At 60.9% G+C, this 18,224-nt stretch carries 16 protein-coding genes and 3 pseudogenes; 17 read left to right on the forward strand and 2 right to left on the reverse strand.

Translation table 11 applies throughout. From position 1 onward, the window contains the following. Positions 1-706 precede the first annotated feature (706 nt). On the forward strand, positions 707-1,195 hold the full coding sequence (locus CEQ44_RS07255) for a hypothetical protein (RefSeq protein ID WP_218821576.1): 489 nt from the start codon (positions 707-709) through the stop codon (positions 1,193-1,195). 281 nt (positions 1,196-1,476) lie between these two features. After that, positions 1,477-1,785: a hypothetical protein gene (locus CEQ44_RS07260; RefSeq protein ID WP_088185124.1), complete on the forward strand. Its 309-nt coding sequence runs from the start codon at positions 1,477-1,479 to the stop codon at positions 1,783-1,785. Positions 1,786-1,830: 45 nt separating this feature from the next. Here the strand turns inward: CEQ44_RS07260 and CEQ44_RS24335 are convergent, their stop codons facing one another. Next, positions 1,831-1,971 carry a hypothetical protein gene (locus CEQ44_RS24335; RefSeq protein WP_176401091.1) on the reverse strand — a complete coding sequence of 47 codons (141 nt, stop codon included), beginning with the start codon at positions 1,969-1,971 and terminating at the stop codon, positions 1,831-1,833. Between the two features lie 127 nt (positions 1,972-2,098). Between CEQ44_RS24335 and CEQ44_RS07265 the strand changes: the two genes are divergently transcribed. Continuing rightward, positions 2,099-2,698 carry a DedA family protein gene (locus tag CEQ44_RS07265; protein ID WP_088185122.1) on the forward strand — a complete coding sequence of 200 codons (600 nt, stop codon included), beginning with the start codon at positions 2,099-2,101 and terminating at the stop codon, positions 2,696-2,698. A gap of 61 nt (positions 2,699-2,759) precedes the next feature. Beyond that, complete coding sequence (locus CEQ44_RS07270) at positions 2,760-4,250, forward strand: phospholipase D-like domain-containing protein (protein ID WP_088185121.1); 1,491 nt, start codon at positions 2,760-2,762, stop codon at positions 4,248-4,250. Between the two features lie 197 nt (positions 4,251-4,447). Here CEQ44_RS07270 and CEQ44_RS07275 read toward each other — a convergent pair whose 3' ends face one another. Then, positions 4,448-5,713 (reverse strand): NRAMP family divalent metal transporter, encoded by a 1,266-nt coding sequence (locus CEQ44_RS07275; RefSeq protein WP_088185120.1) that lies wholly within the window; start codon positions 5,711-5,713, stop codon positions 4,448-4,450. Positions 5,714-5,796: 83 nt separating this feature from the next. Here CEQ44_RS07275 and CEQ44_RS07280 point away from each other — a divergent pair. The 13 genes and pseudogenes from CEQ44_RS07280 to CEQ44_RS07340 all read left to right on the forward strand — a co-directional run. Then, positions 5,797-6,436 (forward strand): annotated as a pseudogene (locus CEQ44_RS07280) (HAD family hydrolase); the annotation flags it as partial. Between the two features lie 666 nt (positions 6,437-7,102). Further along, positions 7,103-8,035: pseudogene (locus tag CEQ44_RS07285) on the forward strand (HAD-IC family P-type ATPase); the annotation flags it as partial. A gap of 809 nt (positions 8,036-8,844) precedes the next feature. Further along, positions 8,845-10,110 (forward strand): TolC family protein, encoded by a 1,266-nt coding sequence (locus tag CEQ44_RS07290; protein ID WP_088185119.1) that lies wholly within the window; start codon positions 8,845-8,847, stop codon positions 10,108-10,110. 122 nt (positions 10,111-10,232) lie between these two features. Continuing rightward, complete coding sequence (locus tag CEQ44_RS07295) at positions 10,233-11,402, forward strand: efflux RND transporter periplasmic adaptor subunit (protein ID WP_088185118.1); 1,170 nt, start codon at positions 10,233-10,235, stop codon at positions 11,400-11,402. 3 nt (positions 11,403-11,405) lie between these two features. Further along, entirely contained in the window at positions 11,406-14,651 is a 3,246-nt protein-coding gene (locus tag CEQ44_RS07300) for an efflux RND transporter permease subunit (RefSeq protein WP_088185117.1), read from the forward strand. A 5-nt stretch (positions 14,652-14,656) separates the two neighbouring features. Further along, positions 14,657-14,995, forward strand: a complete 339-nt coding sequence (locus CEQ44_RS07305) for a DUF190 domain-containing protein (RefSeq protein ID WP_088185116.1) — start codon at positions 14,657-14,659, stop codon at positions 14,993-14,995. Positions 14,996-15,129: 134 nt separating this feature from the next. Further along, positions 15,130-15,414 (forward strand): annotated as a pseudogene (locus CEQ44_RS25365) (SRPBCC family protein); the annotation flags it as partial. 73 nt (positions 15,415-15,487) lie between these two features. Continuing rightward, a complete protein-coding gene (locus CEQ44_RS07315) occupies positions 15,488-15,991 on the forward strand; it encodes an SRPBCC family protein (RefSeq protein WP_088185115.1) in 504 nt (167 codons plus the stop codon). Between the two features lie 31 nt (positions 15,992-16,022). After that, positions 16,023-16,325, forward strand: coding sequence for a zf-TFIIB domain-containing protein (locus tag CEQ44_RS07320; RefSeq protein ID WP_088185114.1), 303 nt, complete (start codon positions 16,023-16,025; stop codon positions 16,323-16,325). 251 nt (positions 16,326-16,576) lie between these two features. Continuing rightward, positions 16,577-16,882: a hypothetical protein gene (locus tag CEQ44_RS07325; protein ID WP_024022111.1), complete on the forward strand. Its 306-nt coding sequence runs from the start codon at positions 16,577-16,579 to the stop codon at positions 16,880-16,882. Continuing rightward, complete coding sequence (locus CEQ44_RS07330; protein ID WP_024022112.1) at positions 16,879-17,337, forward strand: MgtC/SapB family protein; 459 nt, start codon at positions 16,879-16,881, stop codon at positions 17,335-17,337. The genes CEQ44_RS07325 and CEQ44_RS07330 overlap by 4 nt, the downstream gene beginning before the upstream one ends. A gap of 68 nt (positions 17,338-17,405) precedes the next feature. Further along, positions 17,406-17,819, forward strand: coding sequence for a hypothetical protein (locus tag CEQ44_RS07335; protein ID WP_024022113.1), 414 nt, complete (start codon positions 17,406-17,408; stop codon positions 17,817-17,819). A gap of 23 nt (positions 17,820-17,842) precedes the next feature. Continuing rightward, positions 17,843-18,214 carry a hypothetical protein gene (locus CEQ44_RS07340; RefSeq protein WP_254913769.1) on the forward strand — a complete coding sequence of 124 codons (372 nt, stop codon included), beginning with the start codon at positions 17,843-17,845 and terminating at the stop codon, positions 18,212-18,214. The last annotated feature ends 10 nt before the right edge of the window (positions 18,215-18,224 follow it).

The raw sequence follows: 18,224 nt of genomic DNA on the forward strand, positions 1-18,224 counted from the left end.
ATGGATAGTAGGATCGTCCACGACCGGGCCGACGTCCGACACCTTGACCACGCACGTCGCTTCCGCTTCCGTCGCTGCGACCGCGACCGCTGAAGGCGCCTCGTTCGGGCGGCTCCGTTCGCAGGTTGAAGCGTAACTCTGATCGCGACGACGGCACTCGGGGTATGCAGGGCACCCGTTAATGGGCGTAGGCATAGCGAGGTTCGTCCTGCATGGTCGTGCACTCGCCCCGCAAGGCGATCGACGACATCCTCCGCACTGCCTCACCCAAAGTCCGCAGGATCTTGCATCCTCATTTATATTGTTGCGCCTGTTCTATCGCTTCGCCGAGAAGAGTGCGCCATCTGTCGGCGAGGCGCTCGTCCTGCGGTCGGCCACCTTTTACTTGGCGTGCCTTCACGACGAACTGGCTTAAGGACAGACAATATCAGGCTTTGTGGTTCACGATGAGTTCAGTGCTGCGTGGCTACGGAGATCGGCAAGAGTGGCTGGTTCGAAGCGCTAAGGAGAGAAAAGATGCAGCGAAAGATCCTTCTCGTCCTCGCTAGTGCCGCCCTCGCGATATTGACGGCGTCTCCCGCCTTGGCGCGGGACCGGCATGGCGGCGGCCACCATCGGGGCGGGCATGGCGGGGTTGGCATCAACGTTGGTCGCGGAGCTGGATATTACGGTGGCTACCGCTATGCCCCCCGGTCCGCCTACTACGATGACCCTTATTTATATGATCGGCGCATCAGCTACCGGCAACGGGGCTATTACGACGACAATCGAGGCTATCGCCGTGACCATCATGACAGACGGCGGGAAGAGCGGCATCATTGACACAAATTGCAGCCATGGGTCGATCGGCCAGCGGATTAAGGACAATATGACCATGAAAATAGCGCAGATGTTGTCGATGTCAGCTTTCGCTGCGGCGCTTGCATCTCCGAGCGTCGCGCAGACGCAATCTCACGGAGCAGGTGTCAATTGGAGCGGAGGACATGGCGGCGTTAGCTGGGATGGCGGGCACGGCTATGGCGGCTATCCTGTGAGCAATTCGCCACCCACATATCGCTCGCCTGCAGCCCAACAGCCGGCGAACATGCCGCAGCGCCGCGGTCAAGTCGTCAGACCCGACTACGCAGGCCCGACCCCGGCGCTACCGCGCGCCAGTGGTGATAGCAGCGCCCGCCCCGGACGCGGCGGGCGATAAGTCGATTATCTGTTCTTTCCGTTTCATATAACGCCGGGGCCCAGCGAGGAGCCTGCCAATTGCGAAAATGGTCACCAGGGTCCAAGATTGGCCGTCGTTGCTTAATCAAGAAAGGGGTCGCATCGGCAATTACCCGCCGATGCCGCGTCACCGCTATCGCGTAGCCCACTGTCAATAAGAGACTTAACTGAACGGTTGCTGCGGACACTATTCCGGAAGTATTCATCCCAACGGGCTCAATACATATCCATGACGATCCGTCATACAGTGAAGGAAAGATCATGAGGAAGTATTTGATCGCAGCTGCGGCGTTCCTGGCCTTTGCCGCCCCAGCGGCGATGGCCCAGTCTCGGGATGGATATCGCGGCGGCCAGGACCATGGTGCGCAGCGTGGCTACGGCAACTCAGGCGGTTACGGTTACAACGGAGCATATGATTACGATGGCAACTATCGCCAGACATATCGCAACGAGCGCCGACAGGCCTACAGGCACAACAATCAAGAATATCGCAACGATCGGGGATATCGCAACGAATGGCGTCACGAACGACAGGAGCGCCGTGAGCACCGCCGCGATGATCGCTACTAGGCTTGTTGTCTGGAAGTGTCGGGCCGGGTGCCTCGTTTCGGGTGTCTAGTTTCTCACGAACGAATAGGCATTTTTACCGCGCAACCAGAAGCGGTGCACCTCGGCGATGCGGGGGCCGTGTGGCCAGCTCGCCGAAACGGCAGAGCTGGCTATTTCGCCGCCGCAAGCGCTGAACAGTCTGGTCATGCAACTCACAGCGGCAAAATGCGACGGCGCTGCGTCATTAGAGTGTGGGTGGTTTTTTGCCGCCAGTAGCGGCACATGGTTCCAGCCCGCCGTCGCGGACATACGTTAAGCGCCAGATGGAGCCGATGTGGGGGAGTGGATTCAACAACTGATTGACCAACTCGGCTATGTCGGCATTGCCATCCTGATGTTTGCCGAGACGGTTTTTCCGCCCCTCCCATCCGAGGTGATCATGCCGCTTGCCGGGCTCCGCGCAGCGCGCGGATCGCTGTCGCTGGCGGGCGCAGTCGCTGCGGGTTCCGCGGGCGCGATGGCGGGGAACCTTTGCTGGTATTTCGCCGCGCGATCGCTCGGCGTTCACGGGTTTCGTCGGCTGCTCGAGCGCCATGGGCGATGGCTGGCACTCGATTGGTCGGAGGTCGAGCGTTCGAGGGACTGGTTAGACAGACACGGCGCCGCTTTTGTGTGTCTCGGGCGACTCATTCCGACGGTTAGATCAGTCGTGTCGGTTCCGGCAGGAATGCTTAAGATGCCGCTGCCTCGTTTTGCAGCCTGGTCTGCAGCTGGAACAGTCGCCTGGACGGCCGCGCTGACGGTTGCCGGATATGCGCTGGGACAACAATATACGCAGGTGGAGCGTTATGTCGGGCCGGTCTCCACCGCTATCATCGTGCTGCTAGTAATCGGCTACGGCTGGCGGGTCGTTCGCTGGCACCGCAAGCCATGACGCGCGCGCTTAACAGAGTGGTGCTTGCGCTTACGCGAGCCAATGAGCATGGCGGCGTAAAATGAAAGTTCACGATGAAGTTCCTGCGGCCGCGGATTTATATTGGCGGGTGGAACGGGCGACACGCGCCACCGTAATCGTCGATGCGGACGGTTATTTCACAGCCCTACGTTCGGCGATGCTGAAAGCCGAAAGGCGCATCTTGCTTGTCGGCTGGGATTTTGACGCGCGCATCAATTTCGCACACGGCGGACAAGATGGCGGTCCGCCGACCGTGGGGGCGTTCATAAGCTGGCTGGTGAAGCAGAAGCCTGGCCTTCACGTTCATATCTTGCGCTGGGATACTGGCGCTCTCAAGACACTCTTTCACGGTCGCACTCTGCTCACAATCCTTCGCTGGATCCGCGACCCGCAAATCCACCTCAAGCTTGATGGACATCATCCCTTCGCCGGGTCGCATCATCAAAAAGTGGTGGTGATCGACGACGCTGTGGCGTTTTGCGGCGGCATCGACATGACGGAAGACCGCTGGGATACGCGCGAACACGTCGACGACGAGCCTCGGCGCGTCGAACCGAGCGGCCGGCCCTACGGTCCCTGGCATGATGCGACGACGGCGCTTGAAGGGCCCGTGGCGATCGCGCTGGGGGACATGTGCCGGGCGCGGTGGCACGCTGCCGGTGGCCGTGCGCTTGAACCTGTGGGCGGCGGCGGCGGCGATTGCTGGCCGGACGGTCTGTCTGCCGATTTCACGAACGTGCCTGTGGGTATATCGCGGACGTTGCCGAGAATGCCCGATCGCGAACCAATCTATGAGATCGAGGCGCTCTATGTTGCATTGATCAAGCGAGCGCGGCGGTGGATCTATGCGGAAAGTCAGTATTTCGCCTCGCGTTTCATCGCGGAAGCGATCGCGCAGCGGTTGCACGAGCCCGATGGCCCGGAAATCGTCATGATCAATCCTGCCACCGCTAACGGGTGGCTGGAGCCGATCGCCATGGACTCAGCCCGCGCTCGTCTGATTGCGGCACTACGTGAGTGTGACACCTATGGCCGGTTCCGGATGTATCATCCCGTCACCGGCGGGGGTGAGCCAATCTACGTTCATGCGAAAGTTACAGTGATCGACGATGAAATTTTGCGCGTGGGATCATCGAATTTCAACAACCGTTCGCTCCGTCTCGACTCTGAATGCGATGTGACGATCGACGCTACGAATAGCGACCATCCGGAGGCCGAGCGCATGGTGATCGCGGGCATCCGGAATTCCCTCCTTGCAGAACATCTTCACAGCGATTGCGCGATCGTGCAGGCGAAACTTGCCGAAACCGGGTCGCTCATCGCCACTATTTCTGCGTTACAGACGTCGGCAAGGTCGCTGCGCGAGTACGAGCTGCCCGCCCTCGCTCCCGTAGAGCGGTGGCTAGCTGATACCAAGCTGCTCGATCCCGAAGGACCCGACGAGATGTTCGAAACCTTTTCCCGGCGAGAGAGCTTGCTGTCTCGCTTGAGGCACCACCACCCAGTCAGAGGGAGGGGTGGCCGACGATAGCCGGAGCTGGCCGCGTGGGGTATTGCTCTAGATCTCTCGCCGACGCTTTCATGTTTAATGCTCCTCGACAGGCCGGTGTCGCTCCCCTCCTCTTTAAGAGCCCGCTGGGAACAGAAGCAGGATCTTGGGGGGCGACGTAGTAGCCGGCTGACCGAATTTAAAGTTGCATGGTCTGGCGTCGCTTCCAGCGTTGACAATCATCGCACGACGAGCATGGCAATTGCGGCTGCTGCCATCACGCATGTCGCAAGCCACCCCAAGAACAGCAACTGCGGGCGGGCGGTAAACTTACCCATGGCGGAGTGCTTTGATACGACGATCATCATAGCGATCATTATCGGTACTGCCGTAATTCCATTGATAACGGCACTCCAAAAGAGTGCCTTCAAGGGATCCAGCTCTGACCAGTCGATGCCAATTCCGAGTAGCGTGGCTAGCCCTATGACGACGTAAAATCCGACCGCTTCCCAAGGTTTATGTTCGAGGCCGCACTTCCATCCGCGGCTTTCACCTATGGCATATGCTGCCGAACCCGCCAGGACCGGCACCGCGAGCAAGCCGGTGCCGATGATGCCAAGGGCGAACAGCAGGAAGGCAAATCTGCCAGCAACAGGCTCAAGCGCTTTCGCTGCGTCGGCTGCGGTTCCGATCGATGTTTGACCCGACGCGTGAAGGGTCGCCGCGGTCGCAATCATGATCGCCAAGGCCACCAAATTGGAAATTGCCATGCCAGAGAAAGTGTCGAGCCGCATGCGGCGAAACTCCCGCCTGGCCTGCCAGGGGGCTTCGACGAGCGGCTCAGCATCATCATCTTGGGTGACCTCTTCCACTTCCTGCGCGCTTTGCCAGAAAAAGAGATATGGACTGATCGTCGTGCCGAAGATCGCGACAATCGTGACGACGGCTTCCTTGCTGCTAACGGAGGGCATGATCAAGCCAAGGCCTATGAGAGACCAGTCAAGCTTAACCATGAACAATACTGCTACATAGGCCAAGAGGACCAGTGTGAGCCACTTCAACAGACTGGAATATCGACGGTAGGGGACAAAGAGTTGCAGAGTGAGGGACACGAGGGCGAACAGGATCGTGAAAATATGCGAGCCCCAACCCACAACCATTTCGGCTGCGGCACCCATTGCTGCGATGTCGGCACCGATATTGATTGTGTTGGCGATAAACAGGAGTGAGACCAAACCCGTCACCAACCACCTTGGTAATATGTCACCCATATTTTTGGCGAGTCCGCAGCCGGTCACCCGGCCGATATGTGCGCTAACAAGCTGAACGGAACACATGAGCGGATAGGCTAGTACCATGGTCCAAAGCAGCCCAAAGCCAAACTGCGCACCGGCTTGGGAGTAAGTCGCGATTCCGCTAGGGTCGTCGTCCGCTGCGCCTGTGACGAGGCCAGGGCCGAGTTGCTTGAAGAGTGCGATCGACCGCAAGCGGGCGCCAAGTTTCATAAAAATCCTGTCTTTTGGAAATCGCTAAAGGCTACTACAAGAAGCTGTTCGAACATAGGCTCGGAGACGAAAAGCTTCGCGTCGTTGCGCAAGTTGCGGTCATCTCTGGGGGATGATTGGCCGCAGTTTGAAAAGCAGGTCGCGCAACGGCTTCCGGCGAGAGCTGACGCCTCGAAACTCTGGCTCATGCCTACTACGGGAACAAAATTATACCGATACGATGGTGGGTGGCGGCGCATCGATGCCGAAGTCTTTGATGGTAAGCAGCGGCGCGCCATTCTTGAGGCGCTCGATGCAGCTCTTGCAGCAACCGGTTCTACCCAGACGGTGACATGGGGCGAGCGGACAGAAGATCGCGGCAGCCAGATCAAGTTTTCCGCGCTTGGACAGGGGCGCCGCGGGATGCGAAAGAAAAATGGGAACCCGATTTTGCCAAACGCAAGATCATACGATCCGATCTTGCGGGGCGCTTACCCGGTCTATCCATCAACATGGGGCGCTACGTCCATCGACGTCACCCAAAGAGGCGTCGAAAAAGCCTATGGTCTTAAATAATTGAGCGCGTCCAGCGGCATAGCCCTTGATGCGATGTTCTTCATCGAGGAGCGATATTCCCTGGGAGGAATGACTATCCCGCGAAGACGCTTGGCCTGGACACGGTGCGTGCGCGATCCAGCCAAAACCTTGGCCGTGATTACTGCTGTTTTCGCGTGTCAGAAGTAATGCGTGGGCGAGGTCGGCAGGAGCCGTAGTCTCGGATAGGGCAATGCGAACACGACAGAAGGGTGATCTGCGACCACCGCGATAGGTTCCGTCACTGCAGACAGCTTGCCCGGACATCACCTTCTCCACGCACACCCTTACAGCCTCGGTCCCGGCGGCCTTCTCTCACGAAGAAGCCTTGCTTCGATTTTCGCGATGAGAGCTAAGGTCGCCTTCGTCCGCTGCTGGCCGCGCATGAAAGCGACGAGGGTATTCCAAGTACGAATACGGACAGCAAGGTGCTGGCGGCGATGAGCGCGTGGGTGGGTAGGCCCGCTAGCAAGCCGGCGAAAATTAGGGTGCCCGCTGCGACGACCATTATCGGCAACCAAAGCCTCTCTTTTTTTACAAGCGGGTTCTGGGGAAAGGCCGCTGCAGAGCCGATTTCGTGTCGCATCCGAGCAATCTCCCTTATCTGGAACCTTGAGCAGCCATCCGAGTATCAAGGGCGTTCGAAAAACGCCGAGAAGCGTGCCAGGTTGCATGCCGTACAACTTTTCTCGGGTGTTGCGCCAATAGTATCCGCCAGTTCGTCCGAACCAATTTTGGAGGGCAAGGATAATCTACTACCGTTTCAACCCAGACCACGAGTAAGATAGAACAGCGTATTGAGCAGAAGAAACTATGACTGGGACACTGACAGAGGGTCGACCACAGATTACCGACGTGGTCGCCGCCGAAGGCGTCACCGAGGCCGAACTTCTTCGTGTTGCGGCCCCTGTCGAGAGCTTGAGCGATCATCCGCTTGCTGCGGCCATTGCGGTCGGCGGGCGGGAAAAGCTCGCAGGGGCGGCGGTGTCTGCCGCCACTGACATGCGCAGCATAATCGGGCGTCGCGTTCAGGCGATGGTAGAGAGCGCACTGGTTCATATCAGCAGCCCCAAATTGTTCGGCGAGGTCGAAGGGCCAGCGTTGCCAGCGCCGCTGCTTGAAGCAGTTGCTCGCATGGAGGGCACGGGCCGTACGACGATGTCGTTCGAACCGGCGAAAAATATCTGGGTGTTATTGGCCTTATGGATACTCCGCGCGCGGCCGCTGCCGCGACGCTAGAGCGCCTGCGGACGCTCGGCATCACGCGGATGATCATGATTTCCGGCGACAACCAGCGTGTTGCAGACGCCATTGCCAAGGAGGTGGGACTTGACGACGCTCGGGGGGATCTTGTGCCAGAAGACAAGATCGAGCCTATCAAGAAATTGAAGGCAGAGGATAAGATCGCGATGGTCGGCGACGGCGTCAATGACGCGCCCGCAATGGCCAATGCGCCGTAGGCATTGCTATGGTGCGGCAGGATCGAATGTCGCACTCGAGACGGCCGATGTGGCGTTGATGGCAAACGATCTTGTACACCTGCCGTTTGCAGTAGGGCTGAGCCGCCAAACCAGCCGTATTATGCGACAGAACCTGTATCTGAGTTTGGGCGTGGTTGCGATACTTCTTCAAGCAACCGTCATGGGCCTTGGTATTGGGCCTGCCGTGATGGCGCATGAAGGCTCGACGTTGGTCGTTGTATTTAATGCTTTGCGGCTTCTCGCTTACAAAGATCGCGAAGCCGCATAGCTAGTCGTTATCAAATTTGCCGGGTGTCCTTTTGATGAGCACGCGACGTAACGGCTGATTGCGAAATCTGGGGCTTTATAAGTTTAGCAGAGATACCTTTGAGTGGTGCAATTGCGTGCGCAGCCAGTTATTCTTTGCGGGGATCGGGATCGCCACATCGCAATCGCTCATATTGGGCAATAGGCCAGACCCGCATGCTTTGCGCTCGTCTTCAACGTGTCCTGTTTGGCCGGTATAGCGCCTTCAGCAGGCGCGCCGCGATTTTCGGGTTCCCTCATGGTTGCATCGACCCTGACTATCCTGGCTTCCACGGCTTCACATCATCACAACATGACTATCTTATCGTTGATTGCGGACGGAACTCATTTCGCGGTTACATCGGTGCAATTATCTGCTAGGCGCCCTCCTGAATGTCACGTTGGTCCACCTTCTTCCTATATGTAGCGGTTCTCCTCTCCCTGGGGATGGGATCGGTCGCGCATTCGGCTGAGGGCCCGAAATGCCTGGACGCCCGCTCAGCGGTAGCTCTCGAGCATGTTTCCGGCGATCGTGATCAGGTTCCGGCTGATGCTGAGAAGGGATATCCGCATCATCATGGTGGTTGTCACGGACACCAGATCGGGGTTCCTGCCAAGTTAGAGGTCGTACCTCAGAGCATCGAACCACGCGTGCTCCCTCGTCCCTGGGACTTCAACCGTATGGCGCGAGCGCCGTCTGGTCCTACGCTGCGACCCCCGATAGTCTGATGAATCTCTAGTCCCTGTCGGCAACGCCGGCGGGCTTTCAGGTTCGTCAGGAGTCTATCATCTATGCACCGTGTCATCGCGGCCCTTATGGCCGTCACGTGCTGCGCGTCGATCGCGCAGGCGCAGACGGCGACATCGCCACCGTCTGCCAATCAGCCCATTTTTTCACTCGACCGCGCCCGAACGATAGCTGGGGGCACCTCACCTACGATCGAATCGGCGGCGGCTGGACTGCGTTCCGCGGCGGCTGGCCGCACGATTGCGGGTCTTCGTCCGAATCCCCAGGTCCAAGTCCAAACTGAAAATATCGCCGGGTCCGGCCTATACCGCGGCACCCGAAGCGCCGAGACGACCGCGATCCTCGCATTGCCTATCGAACTTGGGGGCAAGCGGTCCGCGCGGATTGCCGTTGCCGACTCGCGGACCGCGCGGGCCCAGATCGATGCGGCAACAGCACTGGCCGATCTGAACCTGCGCATCTCGCAAGCCTATATTGTAGCGGCGGCGGCCGAACGACGGGTGGACGTTGCGCGTCAGCAGGCGGGTATCGCCGGCAATGCATTTAAGGCGGCGAGAACCCGTGTGACGGCTGGCGCAGGCGCACCGATCGATCAGCAGCGTGCCGATGTCCTGCGCGTCAACGCTGATGTTGGCCTGGAGCGAGCGGTTCGTGAGGCCGAGGTTGCGCGGGGAAACCTCGCTCGACTCATCGGCCAGCCCATCGATGGCGCGCTTGATCTGGCGTGGTTCGATCGGGTAGGCGGCTATGGCCCGACATTGCCGCTCGATCCCAGCGGCACCCTCGCGTTGGCAGCAGCACAAGCCGATCTGAACACCGCGAAGGCGCAGGTTCGTCTTGCTAGATCCCAGCGTATCCCAGACATTACAATCAGTGCCGGGGCACGACGCTTATCCCAGACCAACGACACGGCGGCGGTCATCGGGATCGCCATACCATTCCCGCTCTTCAACAACGGAGCGGCGGCCGTAAGCCAAGCGCAGGCTGAGCAGGCACGGGCCGACGCCAACCGGCGCCTGGCTGTCATCGACGCGGAACAGGCTATTGCGAGCGCCCAGGCAGAGCTCGCCAACGCCGCGGCGACAGCGAGAGCGGCTGGCGGACCAGGCCTTGCGGCCGCCTCGGAAGCCGCGCGGATTGCTCGGGTCGGTTATGCGCAAGGCAAGTTCAGCCAGTTGGACCTCCTCCAGGCGGAGCAAACGCTGGCCGAAACAAGGGCGGCGTTCACCGATGCGCTTGCAGCCTATCACGATGCCGAGGCTCGCCTTGAGCGTCTAACGGCACCGGCTCCCGAGCTAGGAAGCCTCTGAATGATGCCGGTTTTTCCTTCCGCGGCGCTAATCGATGCGTCCGTTTCCTCAATCGCGGTCGCGGCCATGCCGCCGATCACCGGGCCCACCTGTCCGGCCCAGCCAAATTCCGGAGATTATCTATGATCGAACAAGACAAGCGCCTTTATGGCGGCGTCGCCGCTGCTGTGCTCGTAGCTGCGATCGGCGGTTTCAGCGTAGCAAAGTGCACAACCGATACCCCACCGGCCGCCACCGAAGCGGCAGCGAAACCAGAAGGGGAAAAGAAGGCTGGCGACGTTGACACGCTCGCCATGACCGCAGCGGCGATCAAAAATGCCGGTGTTGTCATCGAGACGATTAATGCGGGCGGTCTTGGGGCTGAGATCGTGAGCCAGGCTATCGTCGCACCATCGCCTACCGGCGAAGCCATCGTGACGGCCCGCGCGGGAGGCGCGGTAACGCGGATTTTCAAGCGCCTTGGTGATTCGGTCCGCGCCGGCGAAGCGCTCGCCGTAGTGGAGAGCCGCGATGCAGCGCAAATCGCCGCTGATCGCACCGCCGCCGGCGCCAAGGCAGTGCTTGCGCAAAAGTCACTCGCCAGAGAACGCTATCTCTTCGACCAGAAGGTTTCTGCCAGAGTCGATCTGGAGCAGGCGCAAGCTGAAGCGGCAGTGGCTAGCGCTGAGGCCCAGCGCGCAAGGGTAGCGGCTGGTGCCGCCAACGTCACTTCGGATGGCCGGGGCGTGGTCCTCGCCAGTCCGATTTCAGGCCGGGTGACGTCGATGAAGGTCAGCCTCGGGGCATTTGTCCAACCTGAAACCGAACTGTTTCGGGTCGCTGATCCTCGACAAATCCAGATCGACGCGGCCGTCGGCCCCGCCGATGCGTCTCGTCTCGTTGCAGGCGATCGGGCCATTGTCGAACTTCCCGATGGTCGCACTCTCGATGCCCGGGTTCGCGCGGTCACGCCAACACTGAGCGGCGAAACGCGTGCCGCCACGGCCGTGCTCGATGTGACCGGGGGAGTCCTTCAGCCGGGGCTCGCCGTCCGCGTGCGGCTCCTGCCAAGCCGCGGCGAGACGTCGAACGCGATAGTGGTCCCCGAAGACGCGGTCCAGACGCTCGAAGGTCGTGATGTGGTGTTCGTGCGAACCGCCAAAGGCTTCCGCACTCAGGACGTCACGATCGGCCAGCGCAGCAATGGGCGTGTCGAGATCGTCAAGGGTCTGACATCAGGAACCCAGGTCGCCACCAAGAACGCATTTTTGCTCAAAGCCGAACTCGGCAAGGGCGCGGGCGAGGAGGAATAGACCATGATCGCAAACCTCATGGCGCTCTCCGTCCGCGCCCGCTGGACGGTCCTCGCACTATTCCTCGTCATCGCCGGCCTCGGCGTATGGCAGCTCACCAAGCTGCCAATTGACGCGGTGCCAGACATCACCACCAAACAGGTCCAGATCAACACGATCGATCCACGGTTGTCGCCGGTGGAAATTGAGAAGCTCGTTACCTACCCCGTCGAAATTGCGCTCGCCGGCATTCCAGGTCTTGAAACCACGCGTTCGATCTCGCGCAATGGCTTCAGCCAAGTCAGTGCGATCTTCACCGACAGCACCGATCTCTACTTTGCGCGCCAGCAGGTTGGTGAGCGCCTGCGCCAGGCAACCGAGAACCTGCCGGACGGCGTTCAGCCTCAGGTCGGACCGGTGTCGACCGGTCTCGGTGAGATCGTCATGTATACGGTCGGCTACGCCAATCCAGACGGCAAGGGCGCAAGGAAAGTCGCCGGCCAACCAGGCTGGCAGCCCGACGGCAGCTATCTGACGCCCGAGGGCGAGCGGCTGACCGATGCGGTGGAGAAGGCGAGCTATCTGCGCACCGTTCAGGATTGGATCATCGGCCCTCAGCTTCGGTCGGTTAAAGGCATTGCCGGGGTCGACTCGATCGGTGGCTATGCCAAGACTTTCGTGGTCGAGCCTGATCCGACGAAACTTGCTAGCTATGGCATCTCCTATAGCGAACTTGGCCAGGCGCTTGAAAACGCTAACCTTGCGGTTGGCGCCAATTACTACAACCGCGGAGGTGAAGCGTATCTTGTGCGCGTCGACTCCCGCGTGCGCACGGTCAATGAGATCAGTAACGCTGTCGCGGCAACGCGCGGGGGAACCCCAATCACGATCGGCCAGATCGCCAATGTTCGCGTTGGTGGCGATTTGCGAACGGGTGCGGGTAGCATGAACGGCCAGGAAGCGGTCATCGGCACGGTGCTGATGTTGATTGGCCAGAATAGCCGCGTCGTGGCTGAATCGGCCACTGCCAAGCTCGACCAGATAACGAAATCGCTGCCGCCGGGCATCCAGGTGAAGGTAGTGCTGAACCGCGCTGAGCTGGTCGGCGCTACGGTGGCCACCGTCCAGCGCAACCTGACCGAAGGCGCGATCCTCGTCGCGGCGTCCTTGTTCCTGCTGCTTGGCAACTGGCGCGCCGCGGTGATTGCGACGCTGGTGATCCCGTTCTCGTTCCTGATGATGGCGATGGGCATGAACGCGTTCAATGTCCCCGGCAATTTGATGAGTCTGGGGGCGCTCGACTTCGGTCTGATCGTGGATGGCGCGGTCATCATCATCGAAAACTGTCTCGCCAGATTAGCCCATCGACAAGAACATGAAGGGCGACTGCTGTCGCTCCGGGAGCGGCTTGAGGAGACGATGCGCGCCGCTCAGGAAATGATTAGGCCAACCGTATATGGTCAGGCGATCATCCTGCTCGCCTTTGCTCCGCTGCTGACGTTTACGGGCACCGAGGGCAAGACGTTCTCGCCGATGGCGATCACCATTATGCTCGCGCTGGTGGCCGCGTTCATCCTCGCCATCACGCTGGTGCCGGCGCTGGTGGCGATCATGATCCGCGGCAAGGTCGCGGAGAAGGACGTTTGGCTGATCCGCAAGTCCAAGGACCGCTATCTCCCGTTGCTCGACAAGGCGATCGCGCGCCCTTGGCCGTTCATTCTCGGTGGGCTGGCCTTCTTCCTGGCAGCGATTCCCGCCTTTGGCCTGCTGGGATCGGAGTTCATTCCCCAACTCGACGAGAAGAATCTCGCCTTCGCATCAACGCGTGTGCCCTCGGTCAGCCTCGATCAATCATTGGCAATGGAGCGCAAGGTCGAGGAGGCGGTGCTAAAGGTGCCGGAAGTCGCCTTGATGTTTTCCAAGACAGGCACGGCGGAAGTCGCGAGCGACCCGATGCCGCCAAACGTCTCGGACGGCTTCATCATCTTGAAAGAGAAGGAAGAGTGGGCCGAGGGCACGACCAAAGCCGATGTGGTCGCAAAGATTGAGAAGGCGACCGGCGGTCTCCTTGGCAATCTTTACGAGGTCAGTCAGCCGATCCAGCTGCGATTTAACGAACTGATCGCGGGCGTCCGCGGCGACGTCGCCATCAAGCTCTACGGCGACGATCTCGACAAGATGGCGCTGACGGCAAATGAGATGGTGCGAGTACTCCAGACCATACCCGGTGCGGCCAGCGTCAAGGCCGAACAGGTCGGTGGCGCGCCGGCGCTCGACGTGAAGCTCGACCGTGCCGCGATCGCGCGGTACGGTCTCACGGTCCGCGATGTCGCGGATACCGTCGCGGCCGGGCTCGGCGGACGCGAGTCGGGGCTTGTCTACGAGGGCGATCGGCGCTTCGATGTCACTGTGCGCGTACCGGAAGCGACGCGTGCGAATCTCGACGACATCCGGACGTTGCCAGTGTTGTTGCCCCAAGTCGAGGGACGGCCGCGTGGCCAGGTGCCGCTTGCACAAGTGGCGCAAATTCGGCTGACCGAAGGGTTGAACCAGATCAGCCGGGAGAATGGCAAGCGGCGTGTTGTCGTCCAAGTAAACCTCGGCGGACGCGATGCCGGCTCGTTCGTGCAGGAGGCGCAGGCAAAGATCGCACAAGTCAAGCTGCCTGCCGGTTACTACCTGGAATGGGGTGGTCAGTTCGAAAACCTTGCCGCGGCATCGAAGCGGCTGTCGATCGTCGTGCCTCTGTGCTTCCTGGTCATATTCGGGCTGCTCTACATGGCGCTGGGCGGTTTTGGCCGAGCAACAGCGGTCTTCTTGGCAGTGCCATTGGGGCTTGCGGGCGGTGTCTTCACGCTGGTCCTCACTGGCATCAACTTCTCGGTGTCGGCGGCGGTTGGGTTCATCTGCCTTGCCGGCGTTGCAGTCCTGAACGGCCTCGTCGTGATGTCCGCGATCCGCGAACGGAGTGAAGCCGGGGAGTCGGTAGCGGAGGCAATCCGCCACGGTATGGCGGAGAAGATGCGGGCGGTTATCATGACCGGGTTCGTGCCCGCGATCGGCTTCGTGCCGATGGCGCTTGCCCACGGCACGGGTGCCGAAGTGCAAAAGCCCCTCGCCACAACGGTGATCGGCGGCCTCATCGCGGCCACCATCCTGACGCTGCTGGTGCTGCCCGCCATCGCCAAGGTCGTCCTTGGCGCCGGCGAGCGCATGGCTGCACGGCGGACAACCAAACAGCCGGTCGCAGAGCCGGTGCATCAGGAGTAAGGACGATGGAAACAAAATTGCTGCGTGTATACACCGACGAGTCCGCTTATTTTGGCGATCGCAAGGTGTTCCAGGAGATCGCGGCGCGGGCGAAGGACGCTCGTCTCGCTGGGGTAACGATCCTGGAGGCGCTCATTGGCTTTGGCAAATCAGCGCACATCCATCAGAGACACGTGCTCGAAAGCGACCGGGCCGTCGTCATCGAGATTGTCGATCTCGATTCGAGCTTGCGGGCGTTTGTGGAGAGCCTCAGCGAAATCTCGGGCATCGGGTTGATGACCCTGGAAGCTGTCGAGGTGCTAGGCGGAAAGGCGCGCGACACAATCGCACAGGCCGACGCATGATCGCGGCCCTCGCACTTGGTGGCGCAAGTCCTGAAAGCGGGGGCAGCGTGTCAGCGTTTCGGACAACGCGTTTGGGAACCTCTCCCCCGCTTCGTCGGCGGGGGAGGGGACCGGCGCTTGCTGGAAACATCCCCATGTTCATTGTTGAAAGCACGATCCATTTGGCGGCACCGCTCGCGCGCGTGTGGCGCTTACTGATCGATCTGGAGCATTATTCCGACTGGCATCCGAGGCTTACAGTCAAGGGCATCGCGAACGTTGGCCCTAAGATTGGTTACAAATTCAAGACGGGCATGCGTTCGTTTCCGGAGGTCTCCACAACGGCGGATGTGACAGGCGTCGATCGACACGTCGCATTTTCTTTGAAACTCGGCCCGAAGGGCGTGCTGAAAGTCGAACAAGGCTTTGAACTAGCGAAATCCGACAGCGGAGGAGGCCGCCCTTGCGCGGCCTCCGGTTTCGCCGCGCCTTTGCCGGACAGGACAGACAGCCATGAAGGAAGAGACTACTTTCGATTTCAATATGTCAGCACTGCGGGTGTGGTCGCTGATCTCCGATCTGAGGGGTTTCGCACGATGGCACCCCATCTATCGCATCGCGGGCGATGCCGAACGTGGTGCCGAAATGGACGTCACCTGGCTGCTGTTCAAAGGCGACCGCAAGATGACGACGCAAATGGTCATCAACCGCCTGACGAAGCCTCAGCTCATCGGGTGGCAGATGGGCGTAAAGGGTTTCCTCACCTTGGACGAACGCTACGAGATCGAGCCTATCGCGAATGGTGTCTGCATTCACCATTCGGTCGAATGTCGGGGCATCATCGGCGGTCTGGTCGGCCGCATGATGCGCAAGGGTCTGCGGCGGACAATGCGGGTGCAGGATGCGGCGTTTCTCGCCCTCCTGCGCCGGCAATCGCGACTGCCTGGGCGGTCCATGCGGCATCATCGGCGCCCGATCAAACCACCGCCTCCTCCTCGCGGCGCCGCGAACGACTGACGGGGCGATATTCCGAAGAAAGGAACCCATCATGGTAGATAGCCCTCGCCCTCAAGGCCTGCTGTGCCCGACGTGTCGCGTCGATCTTGTCATGAGCGAGCGGCAGGGCATCGAGATCGACTATTGCCCGCAATGCCGTGGGGTCTGGCTCGATCGCGGCGAACTCGACAAGATCATCGAGCGCAGCGCCGGCGATGACAGCGCGCGGCCTTTGAGCGGCGTCCGTCTCGGAATATCCGACAATCGCGGCCATGGCGATCATGGTGGAAAGCACGGCTACGAGCGTGGCCATAAGGGGCGCCGCAAGAGCTTTCTCAGCGAATTGTTCGACTGACTGCTATGGATCGGCCGCCACACAACGAGTCCTTCGGGTGTCCGTGTGAGAACGGCCCGCGCCATGGGCGTGCCCCCTGTAGCGCCCATGGCGATAGATCGTGGAATGACGGGGAAATAGCGGCTCGGCGCCTCCGGAGCGGTCCGGTTCGGGGGATCATTCTCGCGACCGGGCTTGCTCTGGCGCCGGGCCTGCTCGGCTGCTCGCCAGCCACCAACAAGAGCGAAGCCGAAGCGTCGCGTGACCGCGAGTTGCCCAACTTCATCGGCGAGCATTTCTACGCCTGTCCTGATGGGTCGCGCCTCGATGTCGACTTCCTCGGCGATGGCCTGACCCTCGACATAAAGACCCGCCCCAACGCGGCTCCGGAACGGGTGATATCGCCGGCAAGCGGGCGAACCTATGTCGGCCGCAACCTCAACGTGTCGATCTCAGGCGGCGACCGGATCACGCTCAAGCGCCCCGGCGCGCGCGCTTTGGCCTGCAACAGGGTGCTGGCCTATCGGGATGCAGCGGACGAGATCGCGAGCGGCCAGGCCGGAGGATCGGCCGCATGATGGCGATCTCGTCATGGGAGGAGTCGTTTTCCCATATCGTCAGTCTCGCCGTGGCCTATGCGCTGGCGCTTCCGGTTGGCTGGAACCGGGAAAAGGACGAACGCAGCGCCGGCATCCGGACCTTTCCGCTGGTCGCCATCGCCAGTTGCGGTTTCGTGCTCGTCGGTATCGCCATTCTCGGACGCACATCGCCTGCCCAAGCGCGCCTGCTCGAAGGACTGATTACCGGCGTCGGCTTCATCGGCGGCGGCGCCATATTGAAGCACGCCGGCAAAGCATCCGGGACCGCGACCGCTGCGAGCCTTTGGGCGACCGGAGCGCTGGGCGCTGCGGTCGGCTATGGTCTTTACGACATCGCGGTGATCCTCAGCCTGACCACCTTTCTGACGTTGCACCTCTCTCATCCGCTGAAGCGCGCCTCCCAGGATCGCACCGAGCCGGCTGATCGACAATGAGGCACAATCGTCCCTCCGAAACTCGCACGACGCGGCGAGTGCCCAAGACTGGCGGGCAATGCGGGCCTGTGTCGCCGCCCCCAAGCGACGACCGCCGTTCGCGCTTGGAGCGGTGGGCGTCTCTGCTCGAACGCGATCCGCAACGGCTTGTCGCGCTGCTGCGTCCGTCATGGGCAGCGGGCGACGACATCGCCCCGATGACGGCGAGCCCAAGTGCCATCGATCTGGCCTGGGCCGATCCGGTGTTTCGCGTGACGGGTCTCGCGGGACGCTCTCGGGGCGACGTGAGAGCGTTTTTCCAGCTTTCGGCTGCCGAGCTAGACCGGATCGCGGCGGGGTCTTGGCGCGTCCCGCTGCGGCCTGCCTGGCAGGTCGCGGCGCGCATACGCAACGTGGCAGATCCGCGCCCTGAAAAACTGATCCTGATCGGCGTCATGGTCATGATCGCCAGTGTCGTGGGAGCTGCCCAATGGCTTGGATGAACAGGCTCTTCCCGGGAGCGACTATGACGCCGGTTCGGTTTGGGTTCGCCGGCATAGCCCTTGTGCTGGCGTCGGGCTGTTCGGAACAGCCTCGCAAGGCGAAACCCACGGAACAGGAAATCCACGCTGGCGACAGCGGCGATGCCAGCGGCATCCCCGGTCGCCACCCCTATCGGTGCGACGACGATCGCCCGCTCCTCATCGACTTCAAAAATGAGGGCCTGACGCTTGAACTGCGCCGCGACGGGAACGCTGCGCCGGTTGTCCTGACCGCGCCCGCACCCGGGCTTCAATATGTCGGCGACACGATGAGCGCGATATTCTCGGGCAACGAACTCAAGATCGAGGAAGGGGATAAGCCCCCTGTCTTGTGCAGGAAGGATACGAGCTTGTGACCAACCAACC

Source organism: Sphingobium sp. Z007 (assembly GCF_900013425.1).
Lineage (GTDB): Bacteria > Pseudomonadota > Alphaproteobacteria > Sphingomonadales > Sphingomonadaceae > Sphingobium.

What these genes read in the sequence shown, in the direction of transcription:
- CEQ44_RS07255 (WP_218821576.1), top strand. Translation starts at nt 707, where the DNA reads ATGACCCTTATTTATATGATCGGCGCATCAGCTACCGGCAACGGGGCT.
- CEQ44_RS07295 (WP_088185118.1), top strand. Translation starts at nt 10,233, where the DNA reads ATGATCGAACAAGACAAGCGCCTTTATGGCGGCGTCGCCGCTGCTGTG.
- CEQ44_RS07320 (WP_088185114.1), top strand. Translation starts at nt 16,023, where the DNA reads ATGGTAGATAGCCCTCGCCCTCAAGGCCTGCTGTGCCCGACGTGTCGC.
- CEQ44_RS07315 (WP_088185115.1), top strand. Translation starts at nt 15,488, where the DNA reads ATGAAGGAAGAGACTACTTTCGATTTCAATATGTCAGCACTGCGGGTG.
- CEQ44_RS07270 (WP_088185121.1), top strand. Translation starts at nt 2,760, where the DNA reads ATGAAAGTTCACGATGAAGTTCCTGCGGCCGCGGATTTATATTGGCGG.
- CEQ44_RS07290 (WP_088185119.1), top strand. Translation starts at nt 8,845, where the DNA reads ATGCACCGTGTCATCGCGGCCCTTATGGCCGTCACGTGCTGCGCGTCG.
- CEQ44_RS07300 (WP_088185117.1), top strand. Translation starts at nt 11,406, where the DNA reads ATGATCGCAAACCTCATGGCGCTCTCCGTCCGCGCCCGCTGGACGGTC.
- CEQ44_RS07260 (WP_088185124.1), top strand. Translation starts at nt 1,477, where the DNA reads ATGAGGAAGTATTTGATCGCAGCTGCGGCGTTCCTGGCCTTTGCCGCC.
- CEQ44_RS07275 (WP_088185120.1), bottom strand. Translation starts at nt 5,713, where the DNA reads ATGAAACTTGGCGCCCGCTTGCGGTCGATCGCACTCTTCAAGCAACTC.
- CEQ44_RS24335 (WP_176401091.1), bottom strand. Translation starts at nt 1,971, where the DNA reads ATGACCAGACTGTTCAGCGCTTGCGGCGGCGAAATAGCCAGCTCTGCC.
- CEQ44_RS07330 (WP_024022112.1), top strand. Translation starts at nt 16,879, where the DNA reads ATGATGGCGATCTCGTCATGGGAGGAGTCGTTTTCCCATATCGTCAGT.
- CEQ44_RS07305 (WP_088185116.1), top strand. Translation starts at nt 14,657, where the DNA reads ATGGAAACAAAATTGCTGCGTGTATACACCGACGAGTCCGCTTATTTT.
- CEQ44_RS07340 (WP_254913769.1), top strand. Translation starts at nt 17,843, where the DNA reads ATGACGCCGGTTCGGTTTGGGTTCGCCGGCATAGCCCTTGTGCTGGCG.